The organism is Tenacibaculum dicentrarchi (assembly GCF_964036635.1).
In the GTDB taxonomy this organism is placed as follows: Bacteria; Bacteroidota; Bacteroidia; order Flavobacteriales; family Flavobacteriaceae; genus Polaribacter; species Polaribacter dicentrarchi.
Genome location: NZ_OZ038524.1, coordinates 260001 through 276949 on the forward strand (window position 1 = coordinate 260001; position 16949 = coordinate 276949).

The 16949-nt window shown below is 30.2% G+C and carries 11 protein-coding genes (1 of these 11 only partly in view); 8 read left to right on the plus strand and 3 right to left on the minus strand.

The window, feature by feature from the left end; translation table 11 throughout:
• The 3 genes from ABNT14_RS01070 to ABNT14_RS01080 all read right to left on the minus strand — a co-directional run.
• Window positions 1-296, minus strand: partial view of a hypothetical protein gene (locus ABNT14_RS01070; protein WP_214983688.1) — the beginning only. Its footprint begins 1663 nt before the window's first position; the window shows 296 of its 1959 coding nt (coding positions 1-296); the start codon lies at window positions 294-296; its stop codon lies off the left edge, out of view.
• Between the two features lie 362 nt (window positions 297-658).
• Window positions 659-3457: a TonB-dependent receptor gene (locus tag ABNT14_RS01075; protein ID WP_101902149.1), complete on the minus strand. Its 2799-nt coding sequence runs from the start codon at window positions 3455-3457 to the stop codon at window positions 659-661.
• Between the two features lie 214 nt (window positions 3458-3671).
• A complete protein-coding gene (locus ABNT14_RS01080; protein ID WP_101902150.1) occupies window positions 3672-6014 on the minus strand; it encodes a TonB-dependent receptor in 2343 nt (780 codons plus the stop codon).
• Between the two features lie 139 nt (window positions 6015-6153).
• Between ABNT14_RS01080 and ABNT14_RS01085 the strand changes: the two genes are divergently transcribed.
• The 8 genes from ABNT14_RS01085 (at window position 6154) to ABNT14_RS01120 (ending at window position 16937) form a co-directional block, all read left to right on the plus strand.
• Window positions 6154-6813: a metal-dependent transcriptional regulator gene (locus ABNT14_RS01085; protein WP_101902151.1), complete on the plus strand. Its 660-nt coding sequence runs from the start codon at window positions 6154-6156 to the stop codon at window positions 6811-6813.
• A gap of 13 nt (window positions 6814-6826) precedes the next feature.
• A complete protein-coding gene (locus ABNT14_RS01090) occupies window positions 6827-7738 on the plus strand; it encodes a metal ABC transporter solute-binding protein, Zn/Mn family (RefSeq protein WP_101902152.1) in 912 nt (303 codons plus the stop codon).
• A gap of 16 nt (window positions 7739-7754) precedes the next feature.
• The gene (locus ABNT14_RS01095; RefSeq protein WP_101902153.1) at window positions 7755-8495 is read left to right on the plus strand and encodes a metal ABC transporter ATP-binding protein; all 741 of its coding nucleotides are present in this window, start codon (window positions 7755-7757) and stop codon (window positions 8493-8495) included.
• On the plus strand, window positions 8495-9616 hold the full coding sequence (locus ABNT14_RS01100; protein ID WP_101902154.1) for a metal ABC transporter permease: 1122 nt from the start codon (window positions 8495-8497) through the stop codon (window positions 9614-9616). Before ABNT14_RS01095 ends, ABNT14_RS01100 begins: the two co-directional genes overlap by 1 nt.
• Before the next feature lie 4 nt (window positions 9617-9620).
• Window positions 9621-10781, plus strand: coding sequence for a metal ABC transporter permease (locus ABNT14_RS01105; protein ID WP_101902155.1), 1161 nt, complete (start codon window positions 9621-9623; stop codon window positions 10779-10781).
• Between the two features lie 236 nt (window positions 10782-11017).
• Window positions 11018-14146: a UvrD-helicase domain-containing protein gene (locus ABNT14_RS01110; RefSeq protein ID WP_101902452.1), complete on the plus strand. Its 3129-nt coding sequence runs from the start codon at window positions 11018-11020 to the stop codon at window positions 14144-14146.
• Window positions 14147-14248: 102 nt separating this feature from the next.
• A complete protein-coding gene (gene kbl / locus ABNT14_RS01115; protein WP_101902453.1) occupies window positions 14249-15442 on the plus strand; it encodes a glycine C-acetyltransferase in 1194 nt (397 codons plus the stop codon).
• A 121-nt stretch (window positions 15443-15563) separates the two neighbouring features.
• Window positions 15564-16937, plus strand: a complete 1374-nt coding sequence (locus tag ABNT14_RS01120; RefSeq protein ID WP_101902454.1) for an OmpA family protein — start codon at window positions 15564-15566, stop codon at window positions 16935-16937.
• Window positions 16938-16949: the final 12 nt, after the last annotated feature.

The window sequence follows — 16949 nt, forward strand, 5'->3', positions numbered from 1 at the left end:
AATACTGCAATAAAAGCTTCTGTTCCTTTTCCTGTTACATTAATTTTAGTTCCTGCAGGAATGACTAATTTCCCACCGTCTTCTACAATATAAGAACCGGTTAAGTTATATGTTTTTGAGGCGTCTAAGGTCATTGTACCTGCTACTTTTCCTTCAAGTTTAATACCTTCTTGGTCAGTACCTGTTCCTGTACCACCACCAATAATTGCTGGTTCATCACTTCCACAACTAACGAAAGTCGTAGTTCCTGTTAATAATGCTGCTACTACAAAAGCTCTTAAGACTATTTTTTTCATTTTGATTTGTTTAATTTCTGTTATACAAATTAAGGCTATGTTTAACTCTTTTTATTTAATTAAAGGTTAACGGTTTTGGTTTTGAAGGTTAACGATTTTGGTTTAGTGTTAATAAATAGTGACTTGTTTTTTATAATTAACTTGAATCGTTTAAGAGCTTGTTTAAATTTTAGGTTCGCCCTGATTTGCTGAAGTTCTCTTGTTGATGTGATGCTGAACTAAATTCAGCATGACGTTTATCTGTTTTTCAAAACACTTTCTTTAATTTTTAAACAGGTTCTAAGTTTTGTGCAAAAAAAATCTTTGTGAAATTTCACAAAGATTTTTTTAGTAAGTATCTTGTTTAAGAGTTTCTTCTTTTCTTAGAAAGAAAGGCTTAATCCTAAACTAATTTGTTGTCCTTTTTTGTATAACTGAACTGTTTGATTTGTTTCAAGACCTGTTCTGGTATTTCGAACTAACTGGGTTTGCTTGATTTCAGGATTTAATACGTTTTTTCCTACTAATTTAAGAGTTAAGTAATCCGTAATTTCTTTACTAACAATAGCATCTAAAGTGAAAAAACCTTTTTGAATAATTTGATCGTTATATAAGGTAGCTCTTTGTGCTTGACTACGTGGCGCTCCTAAAGAAAATATTTTATCTGATGAATAATTTCCTGTTACCGTTGCTATTAATGGTTTTTCTGTTTGTGAGTTATAACTTACAGATCCATTGAAAATAAAGTTAGAAGCTCCTTGTAATTTTGTTTTTGTTACGTCTTTGTATTGAAATTCTTTATGTAAATCTTGATTTAAATACATTAAAGTAACATTACCAGTAGCGCTTAACAAGTTTTTATCGTCTTCATTTTTAAGTAATCCAACTTTTCCTTCAACTTCTAAACCTAACACATCTGCTTTATCTCCAGTGTTTTCAAAAATAAAGTTTCCTGATGAACCTCTTGTTAATCCTAAGTTAATAGGGTTTTTAATTTGCTTATAAAATACGGTTGCTGATACCAATTCTTCTCTACTTGGAAAGAATTCCCATTTTAAATCGATATTATAAATGTCTGATTTTTCTAAATCAAGGTTTCCTCTGGTAACACGCCCTGTTGGTGATACATATTCTAAGGGTGCAAGTTCTTTAAATTCTGGTAAGGTTTGTGTTACACTTGAAGCAAAACGTAAATAATTTTTTTCGTTTAATTCGTATTTTAAGTTTACACTAGGGTAAAGACCTTCATATTTTTTACTTAAACTACCAATTCGTTCTTTTTGTGTTGTTTTATCGATGTAATTGGCAACACTCCAATCCATGTTTATTTCATCTTTTTCAAAACGTAATCCTAAATTTCCTGAAAGTTTTTCATTGAATTGAAAATCAAAATTCACAAAACCTGCATAAGCTAATAAATCAGCTGAATAGGTATCGTAAGGACGGGTTTTTAATTCTAAGTTAGGGTATAAATTAGTATTAAAGTTACTCGCAGTAAAAGTATTGGTAATGTTATCAACAGAAGGAGCTTTCATTCCTTTTGCTTTTACCCCTACAAATAATGACTTAAAACTTCTTTCTTTTTTACGGATATTTATTCCATAGTTTAAGGCGTATGGTTTCTTTTCATATTCATCTGCACTTTGTCCTAGAGCAAGTTTGTTTTGAACTAAAGCATTGTAATCGTTGTCTTCAATTTTTTGACTTGATTTACGTTGTTGATAATCTCCAACGTGTGCATATTGAATTTGTGATGAAGGATTTTTAGGATCTAAAATATTTACTTCATTTCTAATTCTGTTAGGTTCTTCGGCTAAAACAAAGTTGTAACCCGCTGCCCAGTTTAAGGTATTATTTTGGTCTAGTTTGTGTTCTCCTAATAATTGGTTAACGAAAAGCGTTGTTTGTTTAAAGTTTTGATCTCTTACAAAAGCGCCATCTTCGCTAGGGTCTTGATCGTAAACATAACCGAAACCTTTTCTTCCTTGTTCGTATAATAAGTCTTGACTTTTATTAACGATTAAAGTATTGTATTTTAATTTGTTGTTATCATTTAATTTTAAACTGAAGTTAATATATCCAGTAGCATTGGTGTTTGTAATATATTTTTCAGTATCATATTCTCCATTTTTAGAAAATCCTTTGTCTAAAATATTGGCTTTATAACTTCTAAATAATCCTTCTTGATAAGAGTTAGAAGAAGAATAAGAAGCAGATGCTACAAATTTTAATTCTTTCCCGAAGATGTCAAATTTATGACCACCACCTACAGATGCGCTATAGTTAAATGGAACATTTGTTGTTTTAGTATCCCATCCTTGTCTTGTTAAGGCGTCTTGTAAAGCGTATTTTTTTTCGTGAAAACCAAAAGTAACATCATCATTAATAATGGTTTTTCTAAAATTGCTTAATCCGATAACATTGGTATTACCACCACCGCTTAAACCAATTTTGATACCTTTTTTTGAATATTCTTTTGATACAATATTTACAGATCCTGAACCTTGATCGGCATAGTTGTTAGTCGTATATGTTTTAGAAATTCCTACATTTTGAATGATGTTGGTATTAAATAAATTTAAGTTGATATTCTTATTATTTACATTATCGGAAGGAACAGGTAAACCGTTCATTGAGGTAGATAAATAACGATCTCCTAAACCACGAATATAAATAGCACCAGTACCTTCACTTTTAGTTACTCCTGATATTTTAGTGGTTGCCGCAGCGGCGTTACTAACTCCTTTTTTTGATAATTCTTGTGCTCCAATACTTTCAACAATTACCGTTGCTTTCTTTTGTTGTAATAACAAAGCACTTTCTTTTTCTCTACTAACAGTTGCTTTAATTTCAATTTCATCTAAAGAAACGCCTTCATTAGCGCCAAGTTGTTGATTAACAATTAAAGTTTTGTCTGCTTTTACAGAAATTGCTTTTTCTATGGTTTGATACCCAACAAAACTGAATACAATTGTTTGGTTTCCGCTAGGGACATTTAAAGAATATTTACCATCCATATCGGTGGTTGCTCCAATGGTGCTTCCTTTAATAAAAACATTGGCAAATGGCAAAGCTTCACCGCTCATCTCTTTATCAGAAATCGTACCTGATACCGTTCCTTTACTTTGTGCATAGACAAAATTACAAAGGCTTAAAAGAGTAATAATTATTAGTTTTTTCATTATATTTAATACTTACTTAGGTTCTAATATATACACTGCAAATCTGATGTAATCTTGTAAAACTAATGTTAGATGAAAATTATGCTTGTTTTATTAGAATGTATCTTTAATGTTAATCAAAGTGTTTTATGTTATGTAAGTATTAAGGTAGTATTATGCAAATAGAGAGGCTTGTTTTAAGTCTCTCTATTACAGGTTATTATATTGATGTTGGTTATTGAAATATTTTAAAGCCTAAGGTATAGGTTCTTGGGGCTGCGGGTCCGTAAATAAAATTACTATCACGTTCTTTGCCAATATCAAATGATTTTTGATAGTTGTCAAAAATATTTTTAACACCAGCCGAAACTTCAATATTTGTTTTTAAGTTTTCTAACTTAAAATTGTAGCTTGTTTTAATTCCTACATTAAAAAACGCTGGAGATTCAAAATATTCATCGGCACTTAAATTTTTATCAGAAGCTAAATGTAGTACATCCATTTTACCTGTATAAACGAGGTTTAAAGCCGTTTTAAATTGCTGATTTGGTGTATAAGTGGCTGTTGCGTATCCGTAAGTTGTAGGAGTTCTTAAAAATTCTTTTTTACTTTCTAAATCATCAGAATTACTTACTGCCGTATTGTATTTACTAGATTGATAGGTAAGCCCTGCATCAAATTGAAAAATTCCATCATAATTTAAGCGAGTCTCTAACGTTATTCCGCTAACAACAGCACCATCTCCATTTTTCTTTTCAAAAACCTCTCCAAATTCATCTTCTCCAATTCCTTCTAAATAAAAAGCGTCATTTAATTCCGTATAAAAACTTTCTACGGTAAATCCATAGATATAATGTTCGGTTGGTTTATCATAATTAAAGGATACGGTATAACTATTAGAACGCTCTTTCTTTAAATCATCAGCAAGTTGAACTCTTGAAATTCCACCACCAGCAAAAGCCATATGTAAATCGGTGTCAAAGGCTTGAGGAGCTCTAAACCCTGTTCCCCAAGTGGCTCTTAATTGTGTTTTTTCAAAAGGTTTGAAAAGTAAAGAAACACGTGGACTTGCTACATTATTGATAATTGATTTCTTTGTTTTATCTTTATTGAGTGCTTCTAATTTATGATGGTCATAACGAACCCCTGCTAATAAATTCCATTTTTTATTAATTTCCCAATCACTTTGGAAGAAAAATCCGTAGTTTTGAGTAACTTGGTCAACGTTATATTCATAGGCTTTAATTTCATCAAAAACATCATCTTGAACAAATTCTCCACCAAGAGTTAATACATTATTTCCTTTGATAAAATCTTCTAATTTATGATTGAATTGAAGTCCTCCTTGAAAGGTAGTAGTTTCTGAATTTCCGTATGGTGGATTTGCCAAATGTTCAGTATCTTCAGTTACATTTTGAGTTCCAGGACGGATTCCTGTATAGTGTTCTCGGTCAGTATATTGTGAGGCTATGTATGTAATTAATGAACTTTTATCTTCATTAAAATTAAGTTGATAATCGATATTTCCAACATACACATCGTGTATTCTTTTTTCAGATTGTAGGGCAAAATGAGGGGCATTTTCAATGATTTCTCCACCGTAACGGTCTTCATTCATTTTGCTGAAATTAATCTCTATTTTTTGATTATCCGTAGGTAAAAAAAACAAGTTTGTACCAAATGAATTGTTTTTAAGTTCTGGAAGTTCTGAAAAATTATCATCATTATGGTCATAAATTTCACGATTTCTATGATTGATAAAAAACGAAATTCCTGCATTTTTATCTTCATTAACAACGGTTGCATTTCCTGAAATAATATGGTCAGAAGCACCTTTGAAATTTTGATAATTATAGCCAATACTAAAATTGTTTTTCTTCGGGATATTGGTAATTACATTGACTGTTCCACCAATGGCACTCGAACCGTATAATGCCGAACCACCACCACGAACAACTTCAATTCTGTCAATCATATTGGTAGGAATTTGCTCCAAACCATACAAACCAGTTAAAGGGCTAAAAATCGGGCGACCGTTTATTAAAATTTGCGAATATCCACCAGATAAACCGTTCATTCTAAGTTGTGTATAGTTGCACGTTTGACAATCTGTTTCTACTCGTAAACCTGTTTGAAATTTTAATCCTTCCGATAAATTACACGCCTGTACATCGGCTAAAGTTTCGCTGTTTATTACGTTTACAATCACAGGATTTTTAGTGCTTCGTCTGTCGGTTCGAGTTCCTGTTACGGTAATTTGGTCTAATAATTCGGCGTGTTCGGTTAAGCTAAAATTTACAGTATTTACTTTTTCTTTTGATATGTTTATTTTTTTTTGAGAAGACATAAACCCCACAGCAGAAGCAATTAAGGTAACTTTTTTTTGATTGTTTAGAGAAATGTTTTCTAAAATAAATACGCCATTTTCATCGGAAGTGATTCCTGTGCTGCTATTTTTTATCAAAATATTGGTAAAAGGAAGTATTGCGCCTTTCGAGGTGGTTATTTTTCCGGTTATAGTTTGTGCTTTACTAAAGGCTGAAATTAGTAAAAGTGTAAATAATAGTAATTTTTTCATCACTCTGTGGTTATTTTTTAGCTTAGACTTGTTCTAAATTTAATGCAAACATAAAATAATTTTTAGACTTGTCTAAAGATTATTTTATATAAATGAAAATACATATCTTTGTAGTATCAAAAAATACGATCAAAAAAAGATGTTTAGTCAATCCGAAGAAAATTATATAAAAACAATATATCATTTAGCCTTAGTATCTGATAAAGGAATTACCACTAATTCGATTGCTAAAATGTTGGTAACAAAAGCATCATCAGTAACCGATATGATTAAAAAATTATCGGATAAAGAAGTGGTTATCTATAAAAAATATCAAGGAGTTACTTTAACTGATTTAGGTAAAAAAACTGCCACAAATATTATCCGTAAACATCGTTTATGGGAGGTTTTTTTAGTAGAAAAACTTAATTTTTCTTGGGATGAGGTACATGAGGTTGCCGAGCAATTAGAGCATATTCAATCGCCTAAATTGATTGATGAATTAGATGTTTTTTTAGGACAGCCAAAAACAGACCCACACGGAGACCCAATTCCTGATAAAGAAGGAAATTTGCCACAAATTCAAAAAAGTTTATTAGCAACATTGCATAAAAATGAACAAGGAGTTTGTGTTGGTGTTAATGATACTTCTTCTGAGTTTTTACGCTTTTTAGATAAACAAGAAATTGCATTAGGACAACACATAGAAGTTTTAGATAAAGAACCTTTTGATGATTCTTTTCTAGTAATGATAAATGATAAAAAAATGACCATTTCAAATAAAGTTGCCAATAATATTTATATCCAAAAAATAAAATAAATAAAAAAATAAAATGAAAAAAGTAATAGTAGTAATACTTGTTTTAATAACAATTGGATGTAAAACAACAGAGAAAAAACAAAATGGTAAATTAAATGTAGTTACAACAACTACAATGATTACCGATTTAATAAAAAATATAGGTGGTACTAAAATTGAAGTAAATGGTTTAATGGGAGCAGGTGTTGACCCACATTTATATAAAGCCAGCGAAGGCGATGTGTCTAAATTATTTAATGCCGATGTTGTTATTTATAATGGTTTGCATTTAGAAGGAAAGTTAGAAGAAGTGTTCGAGAAAATGCAACATCAAAATAAAAAAACAATTGTTGTTTCTGATGTTATTGATAAAAAAAACTTAATTGGTTCAGAATTATTTGCTTCAAATTACGACCCACATATTTGGTTTGATATTACTAATTGGACAAAAATTACTTCTTATGTTACTAATAAATTAGCCGAAATAGATGTTAAAAATGCATCATTCTATAAAGAAAATGCAAAAATATATTTAGAAAAATTACAGGAGTTAAATAAGCAAGTAGCAACTAAAATAAATGAATTACCTCAAGAAAAAAGAATTTTAGTAACCGCTCACGATGCTTTTAATTACTTCGGAAGACAACACAAATTTAATGTTGTTGGTTTACAAGGTTTATCAACAGCTACGGAGGCAGGTGTTCAGGATGTTCAAAAATTAGCGAAGTTTATTATTGATAACAAAGTGAAAGCAATTTTTGTAGAAAGTTCAGTTCCTAAACGAACTATTGAAGCTTTACAGGCTGCTGTAAAATCGAAAAATCAAGAAGTTGTTATTGGCGGAACTTTACATTCTGATGCTTTAGGAAGTGCAGGAACTATCGAAGGAACGTATATTGGAATGTACAACGCAAATGTAAATACGATTGTAAACGCCTTAAAATAATCAACAGATAATACAAATGAGTGAAATAAAATACGCAGTAACTGTTGATGATTTAACAGTTGCTTATAATTATAAACCCGTACTTTGGGATATTGATTTGGCAATTCCTGAAGGTGTTTTAATGGCAATCGTTGGACCAAATGGAGCAGGGAAATCTACCTTAATAAAATCTATTTTAGGTATTATAAAACCCATTGCAGGAAGTGTTTCTATATTTGGGCAATCGTATGAAAAACAACGAAAGTTAGTTGCCTATGTTCCACAGAAAGGAAGTGTCGATTGGGATTTTCCTACAACTGCTTTAGATGTTGTGTTAATGGGAACTTACGGAAGTTTAGGCTGGATTAAAAGACCTGGAAGAGCTCAGAAAAAAACAGCTTTAGAAGCGCTTGAAAAAGTAGGAATGTTAGCTTTTAAAAGTCGTCAAATTTCTCAACTTTCAGGAGGACAACAACAGCGTGTTTTTTTAGCCAGAGCTTTGGCACAAAATGCAGCTATTTATTTTATGGATGAACCTTTTCAGGGAGTTGATGCAACTACCGAAATTACCATCATCAATATTTTAAAAGAACTCCGAAAAGCAGGAAAAACTGTAATTGTAGTACATCACGATTTACAAACTGTTCCCGAATATTTTGATTGGGTAACTTTTTTAAATGTGAAAAAAATAGCTACAGGTCCTGTTAAAGAAATTTTTAATGATGATAATTTAACCAAAACTTACGGAATTAACTATAAAGTAAGTGTACAACAATAATGGATTTACAAGAATATTTTAAACTCGTTTTTTCAGATTATACACTTCGAACAATTACTATTGGAACAGCAATTTTAGGAGCTATTTGTGGAATGTTAGGAAGTTTTGCTGTATTAAGAAAACAAAGTTTACTTGGTGATGCAATTTCACACGCTTCACTTCCAGGAATTGCGATTGCCTTTTTAATAACAGGTACAAAAGATACCAATGTGTTATTGATTGGTGCATTAATTAGTGGGTTAATAGGAGCTTTTTGGATACGTAGTATTGTAAAAAATACGCATTTAAAAACTGATACCGCTTTAGGATTGATTTTGTCTGTTTTCTTCGGATTTGGAATGTTACTTTTAACCTTTATTCAGAAACAACCGAATGCAAATCAGTCAGGGTTGGATAAGTTTTTATTCGGTCAGGCAGCAACATTATTAGTTGAAGATGTTTGGTTCATGGCAATTGTAACGGCTATTTGTTTGGCGGTATTATTGCTTTTTTGGAAAGAATTTAAACTTTTATTATTTGATGCCGATTATGCAAAAACCTTAGGTTTCAATGTTAAATTTATTGATGCTTTAATTACTAGTTTTATAGTGTTAGCAATTGTTTTAGGTTTACAAACTGTTGGTGTTGTTTTGATGAGTGCGATGTTATTAGCACCAGCAGCGGCAGCCCGTCAATGGACAAATAGTTTAAGTACAATGGTTGTTTTAGCTGCAATTTTCGGATTGCTTTCTGGGGTTGTAGGAACGGGAATTAGTGCGAGTCAAGCAAATTTATCGACAGGACCTGTAATTGTATTAGTTGCAGCTGTGTTTGTGGTGTTTTCTTTTATTTTTTCGCCTTCAAGAGGTTTACTTTTTAGTCAGATACGTTTTTTAAAAAATCGTAGAGATTTACAATTACATAAAACGTTGTCTTTTATGTTTGACCTTGTTAAAACTCATGAAGATAAATCACATCCGCATGCGATAAAAATTTTAAATAATTTTCAAGGATACACAAAAGGAACTTTAAAAAAGTTAGAACAAAAAAAATATATCAAATTACACGGTAGAATGTGGTCAATGACCGAAGAAGGATATCAATTTGCAGGTAATTTATACAATCAAAATATAGAAAAATAAAAAAATGAGTAGTGCTCAAATTGAAATACAATTAATTGCAAGTTTAGTAGCCATAGCTTGTGCAATCCCTGGTGTGTTTTTGGTATTGCGAAAAATGGCGTTAATTAGTGATGCAATTAGTCATTCTATTTTACCTGGTTTGGTAATAGGTTTTTTTATTACTCACGATTTAAATTCGCCTTTATTAATTTTAATGGGTGCTTTATCAGGAATTTTAACCGTGGTTTTGGTTGAATATATTCAGAAAACAAAATTAGTAAAAGAAGATACTGCAATTGGGTTGGTATTTCCTGCTTTATTTAGTATCGGTGTGCTTTTAATTGCTAAAAATGCAAACGATGTTCATTTAGATGTAGACGCTGTTTTATTAGGTGAATTGGCTTTTGCTCCGTTTGATAGATTATTAATTAATGGAATTGATATTGGTCCTAAATCATTGTGGCTTATAGGGACTATTTTATTGATTACTTTAAGTCTTTTAATCGCCTTTTTTAAAGAATTAAAAGTAAGTACATTTGATGCAGGATTAGCAACGGCTTTAGGTTTTTCACCTGTTGTAATTCATTACGGATTAATGAGTGTAGCCTCGATAACAACTGTTGGAGCTTTTGATGCCGTTGGCGCAATTTTAGTAGTTGCTTTAATGATTGCACCTGCCGCAACGTCTTATTTATTAACAAACGATTTGAAAAAAATGTTGTTTTTTTCAGTGTTTTTTGGTGTTTTTTCAGCAATTTCAGGGTATTGGTTAGCACATTATTTAGATGCTTCTATTGCTGGTTCAATGATAACAATGCTTGGTTTGGTGTTTTTTCTGGTGTATTTATTCGCTCCAAATAGTGGGTTGATTGCTGTTTTATATAGAAATAGACAGCAACAAAAAGAAGTACAATTACTTACTTTTTTATTACATTTAAATAATCATAAAGAAAAAAGAGAACGCCATATTAATCATTTAAACGAACATATTAATTGGCATAAAGTAAAAGCAAAATCAATTGTTGAATTGGCGGATAAAAATAATCTGATTTTTATTGATAATAAAATTATATCGCTTACCGAAAAAGGAAAAACTTTTACTGAAAAAGCAATCGATTATATTATTACTAATGATGATTCTGAAATTGAATCAATGAAAAAAGATTTCTTTTTATTTAGAGGATAAGAGGTTGATATTGTTGATAATATTCTAAATTAGAATTGATTTATAAAATTATCAAAAAAAGTACAAATGCCTAGCCCCGATTGAAGCAATTGTTTGAGCTCTTTTTTGTTTTTCTTTTTAAAAAACAAAAAAAGCGAGTGCGGAAAGCGGGAAATTGCTTCAAAATATTTTTATTACTCTTTTAATTATCTTGTTTAATGTGCTTTAAAAAGGTATTTTGCATTAAAAATTAGGCTGTGCAAAATCTATCAAATTTTCAAGTATATAATGCCTCGGCAGGGAGTGGAAAAACGTTTACTTTAGTAAAAGAATATCTTAAAGTTTTATTGAATTCTAACGATGTTTTTAGGTTTCAAAAAATATTAGCAATCACATTTACCAACAAAGCTGCTGGTGAAATGAAAGAGCGTGTTTTAGAAAATTTAGAAGAATTTTCACAAGGAAAAGAAAATGATTTATTTCAAATTATTATTAAAGAAATTTCTATTGATAAAGAAAAAGTAAAAGAACGAAGTAAGAAAATATTAGATGCTATTTTACAAAATTATTCGGCTTTTTCAATTACTACTATTGATAGTTTTACGCATAGAGTTATTAAAAGTTTTGCCTACGATTTAGGATTACCACTAAATTTTGAGGTAGAAATGGATGCAATTTCATTATTAAATGAAGCGGTTGATGTGTTAATTTCTAAAATTGGTACAGATACCGATTTAACAAAATTATTGATAGATTTTTCTTTAGAAAAAACAGATGATGATACTTCTTGGGATATTTCGGTTGAATTAAACGAGTTTTCTAGAATTTTATTAAATGAAGATGATAACAAACATTTTAGAGAACTTGCTGATAAAAAATTAAGCGATTTTACAAATTTAAAAAGTAAACTTTCTAAAGCACAATATCAAATTAAACTTCGGTTTTCAGAAATAGGAAAGCAAGGTTTAAGAATAATTGAAGGTACGCAATTAGATGCTAAAGATTTTTATAGGTCAATGTTGCCAAATCATTTTTTAGCGTTGTCTGAAAATTTTACAAAAGCAAAGTTTTTTGAAGAATCGAAACTTCGAGAACGTATTGAAGAAAATAATTTTTATGCAAAATCGAAATCGGATGACATAAAAAGTGCTATTGAAGGAATTTTACCCGAACTTTTAACTTTATATATGGAATCTGAAAAACTGTATCAGCAGTTTTTAATGAACAGATTGGCGTTAAAAAGTGTAATTCCGTTAGCAGTTTTAAATTATATAAATGTAGAATTAACCAATATTAAAGAAGAAAATAATATTCGATTAAATGCCGAGTTTAATCAGTTAATTTCAGATAATATAAAAGACCAACCTGCACCGTTTATTTACGAGCGAATAGGAGAGCGGTTTATGCATTATTTTATTGATGAAATGCAAGATACATCAGTATTACAATGGGAAAATATAATTCCGTTAATAGATAATTCACTAGCACAAGAGGATAGTAATTTATTATTGGTAGGTGATGGTAAACAAGCTATTTATCGTTGGCGTGGAGGAAAAGCAGAGCAATTTATTTCATTAGGTTCAAGTACAGATAACCCGTTTCATATTGAAAAAGAAATAAAAACCTTAGAAACAAATTTTAGAAGTTACACCGAAGTTATTGATTTTAACAATCAGTTTTTTAATCACACAGCTAACTTTTTTGAAAATCAAAATTATAAAAAATTGTTTATTGAAGGAAATAAACAATTAACAACTGCCAAAAAAGGAGGTTTAGTGTCTTTATCTTTTTTAGATAAAGAAGAAGATAAAGAGGATGAGCAATTAAAATATCCGAAGAAAATTTTAGAAACTATTGAAAAAGCATCAAAATCATTTTCTTTAAATGAAATATGTGTTTTAGTTCGTAAGAAAAAAGACGGTATTGCAGTGGCAAATTATTTGTCTGAAAATGGAATTAATATTATTTCTTCAGAAACTTTATTGTTAGATAATAGTGCTAGTGTAAAATTTATAGTTTATGTGTTGCAAATTATTCAACATCCGAATGATAAAGAAGCTTTATTAGAAGTTTTATATTTTTTACATTATCATTTAAAATTAGAAATAGCTAAAAATTTATTTATTTCTGAAATGATTCAAAAACCTATTGATGTTGTTTTTGAAGAGTTAAAAATATATGAAGTATTTTTTGAATTATCGAATTTTCATCAGTTGCCTTTTTACGAAAAAGTAGAAGAAATTATTAGATGTTTTAAATTAATAGATTCTTCAGATGCTTATGTACAGTTTTTTTTAGATATTATTTTAGAACAACAACGAAAAGGAACAAGTATTCAAGAGTTTTTAGAATTTTGGGAAGAGAAAAAAGCAAATTTAAGTATTGTAGCTCCTGAAAGTGGAAATGCAGTACAAATAATGACTATTCATAAATCAAAAGGATTAGAGTTTCCTGTAGTTATTTTTCCGTATGATTTAGAAATTTATAGACAAATAAAACCAAAAATTTGGTTTGATGATTTACCAACATATTTTGAAGGTTTTAATGAATTATTAGTACCATATACCAAAGAATTAAAATTAATAAATGAAACAGGTTTAGAAATACATAATCAACAACGTTCAGCATTAGAATTAGATAATTTTAATTTATTATATGTTGCTTTAACCCGTGCGGTAGAGCAATTACATATTATTACAGAGTATAGAATTGATACAAAAGCGAAAAAAGAAAACACTAATTATTATTCAGGTATTTTCATTAATTATTTAAAGGAAAAAAACTATTGGAATGATGGACAGTTAGATTATTCTTTTGGAGAAACTAAAAGAGCTAGTGTACAGAAAGAAATTTTTTCATTAGCTGAGGTTCAAGAAGAATTTATTTCAACACCTTGGCAAGCACATAATATTCATATGTTGGCAAGTGCATCAAAATTATGGAATACAGAGCAAGGAAAAGCTATTGAATTTGGTAATTTAATTCATGAAATGATGTCAAAAATTATGACTCAGCAAGATATTTCAAGAGTTATACATCAATATGAACAACAAGGTGTTATTGATAGAAAACAATCGGTAGCTATTGAAAACGATATTAATAAAATTGTAACTCATCCTGAATTACAAGAATATTACGCCAAAAATGCAGTCGTATATAATGAGCGAGAAATTGTAGATGTAGATAATCAAATTTTAATTCCTGATAGATTGGTGCTTTCTGATAATAATGAAGTTACAATTTTAGATTATAAAACAGGAAAACCATCTAAAAGTTATCATCAGCAATTATTAAAATATGAACGTGTTTTAAAATCGATTAATTATAAGGTCTCAAAAAAGCTGTTAATATATATTAATGAAGAAATTTTGGTTGAAGAGGTTTAAAAACTACCTTTGACTTTGTAAATATTACCTAAAAAATGAGGATTATTCTTTTGAAATAATATTGAAGAATCAATTTTAAATAAACTATTACACATTTATAGTATGTACGGAAAAATAAAAGAGCAATTACAACAAGAAATTAAAGAAATTAAAGATGCTGGATTGTATAAGGCAGAACGTATTATTACATCGTCTCAAGATGCAGTAATAAAAATTTCTACAGGTGAAGAGGTTATAAATTTTTGTGCGAATAATTATTTAGGATTATCAAATAACCCTGAAGTAATTCAAGGAGCTAAAGACGCAATGGATACACATGGTTTTGGAATGTCATCTGTTCGCTTTATTTGTGGAACTCAAGATATTCATAAGCAATTAGAAGAGAAAATAGCTGAATTCTATACCACAGAAGATACTATTTTATATGCAGCAGCATTTGATGCAAATGGAGGAGTTTTTGAGCCATTATTAACAAAAGAAGACGCAATTATTTCTGATAGTTTAAATCATGCTTCTATTATTGACGGAGTTCGTTTGTGTAAAGCAGCGCGTTACCGTTATGATAATAATAATATGGAAGCTTTAGAAGCTCAGTTAATTGAGGCTAATAAACAAAATCACCGTTTTAAAATTATTGTAACAGATGGTGTTTTTTCTATGGATGGAATTGTAGCTAAACTTGATGAAATTTGTGATTTAGCCGATAAATATGATGCCTTAGTAATGGTTGATGAATGTCATGCAGCTGGTTTTATTGGAAAAACAGGACGTGGTACTGTTGAATTAAAAAATGTAATGGATCGTGTTGATATTGTAACAGGAACTTTAGGAAAAGCACTTGGTGGTGCGATGGGTGGTTATACAACTGGTAAAAAAGAAATTATTGAAATTTTACGTCAGCGTTCTCGTCCGTATTTATTTTCAAACTCTTTAGCACCTGCAATTGTAGGTGCATCTTTAAAAGTTTTTGAATTAATTTCTGATGACACTACATTACGTGACAAATTAGAATGGAATACAAATTATTTTAGAACAGGAATGGAAAAAGCAGGGTTCGATTTAGTAGGTGCCGATGCTGCAATTGTACCAGTAATGCTATATGACGCAAAACTTTCGCAAAATATGGCAAATAAACTATTAGAAGAAGGAATTTATGTTATTGGTTTTTTCTTTCCTGTAGTACCAAAAGAAAAAGCAAGAATCCGTGTGCAGTTATCAGCAGCTCATGAAAAAGAACACTTAGACAAAGCTATTGAGTCGTTTACAAAAATAGGAAAAGAATTGAGTGTAATTTAAAAAAAAATAATAAGAAATCATCTTTATTATAAGTTTTTATAGAATTGCTTTTGTAGATAAGTTTTAACCACTTACATTTGCCTAATATATAAAACGAAATTTTAATTTTAAATTTATCATAATGAAACAAATCAAATTAGCTGTGATAGCTTTGTTTACGTTTGCTACTTTAGGTACAGCAAATGCGCAGGATTCAGATAACCCTTGGGTTGTAGGTTTTGGTGTCAACAGTGTTGATATCAGAGGTAGTAGAAAATTCGAAAATTTAGTAAAAGATGGATTAGGTACTAGTGACTGGAATATTCTTCCTTCTGTATCTAGAATCTCTGCTGAAAAATATTTAAGCGATGGGTTTACTCTACAAGTAGCTGGTTCTTTAAATAAAATTGAAACTTTTTTAAAGAAAGATAATTCTGATTTCTTATATTACGCAATTGACGCTAATGTAAAGTATGATTTAGATCCTTTAGTGAATTTAATATTCAAAAATACAACTCCTTATTTTAATCCTTATATCTATTTAGGTGGAGGATATACTTCTATTGATTCTACAGGAGAAGGTATGTTAAATGCTGGAGCTGGTTTCAATACTTGGTTTAACGATAACTTAGGTTTAAACTTTCAAACAGGAGCAAAACATGGTTTTGGTGACAACGTAAGAGGTCATTATCAACACTCTATAGGTTTAGTATTCAAATTTGGAGGTACTGATACTGATGGTGATGGTATTTTTGATAAAAACGATGCTTGTCCTGAAGTTGCAGGGTTAAAAGAATTTAACGGTTGTCCTGATACAGATGCTGATGGTATCAAAGATGCTGATGATGCATGTCCTGAAGTTGCAGGTTTAGCTGCGTTAAACGGATGTCCTGATACTGATGGTGATGGAATTGCTGATAAAGATGACGCTTGTCCTTCTGTAAAAGGAACTAAAGCTAATAACGGATGTCCTGATACTGATGGTGATGGTGTTGTAGATGGTAAAGACAAATGTCCTACTGTTGCAGGTCCTGTTGCAAATAACGGTTGTCCTTACGTAGATACTGATGGAGATAGCGTTTTAGATAAAGACGATAAATGTCCTAAAGTTGCAGGTGTTGCTTCTAACAACGGATGTCCTGAAGTATTAATTACTAAGGCTGCTGAAAAGAAATTAAATGACTTCGCAAGAGCTATTTACTTTAACTCAGGAAGAACTACTTTTAAGCCTGGTGTTGTTGCTAACTTAAACAGAATTGCTTCTATTATGAAGGAATATTCTAAAGCTAAATTTAGTGTTCAAGGACATACTGATAGCCAAGGAAGAGCTGCTAACAACTTAAAATTATCTCAAAAAAGAGCGAAAGCTGTTTTAGATTATTTAGCTAAAAAAGCTGGTATTGCTTCTTCTAGATTAACTTCTGCTGGATTTGGTGAAGACTATCCAATTGCTGATAATAAAACTAGAGCTGGTAGAGCTGAAAACAGACGTGTTGAGATTAAATTAACAAAATAATTTAATTAAAAC

Excerpts from the sequence above, each read along its gene's own strand:
- ABNT14_RS01075 (WP_101902149.1), bottom strand. The coding sequence starts at position 3,457 with ATGAAAAAACTAATAATTATTACTCTTTTAAGCCTTTGTAATTTTGTC.
- ABNT14_RS01080 (WP_101902150.1), bottom strand. The coding sequence starts at position 6,014 with ATGAAAAAATTACTATTATTTACACTTTTACTAATTTCAGCCTTTAGT.
- ABNT14_RS01085 (WP_101902151.1), top strand. The coding sequence starts at position 6,154 with ATGTTTAGTCAATCCGAAGAAAATTATATAAAAACAATATATCATTTA.
- ABNT14_RS01090 (WP_101902152.1), top strand. The coding sequence starts at position 6,827 with ATGAAAAAAGTAATAGTAGTAATACTTGTTTTAATAACAATTGGATGT.
- ABNT14_RS01095 (WP_101902153.1), top strand. The coding sequence starts at position 7,755 with ATGAGTGAAATAAAATACGCAGTAACTGTTGATGATTTAACAGTTGCT.
- ABNT14_RS01100 (WP_101902154.1), top strand. The coding sequence starts at position 8,495 with ATGGATTTACAAGAATATTTTAAACTCGTTTTTTCAGATTATACACTT.
- ABNT14_RS01105 (WP_101902155.1), top strand. The coding sequence starts at position 9,621 with ATGAGTAGTGCTCAAATTGAAATACAATTAATTGCAAGTTTAGTAGCC.
- kbl (WP_101902453.1), top strand. The coding sequence starts at position 14,249 with ATGTACGGAAAAATAAAAGAGCAATTACAACAAGAAATTAAAGAAATT.
- ABNT14_RS01120 (WP_101902454.1), top strand. The coding sequence starts at position 15,564 with ATGAAACAAATCAAATTAGCTGTGATAGCTTTGTTTACGTTTGCTACT.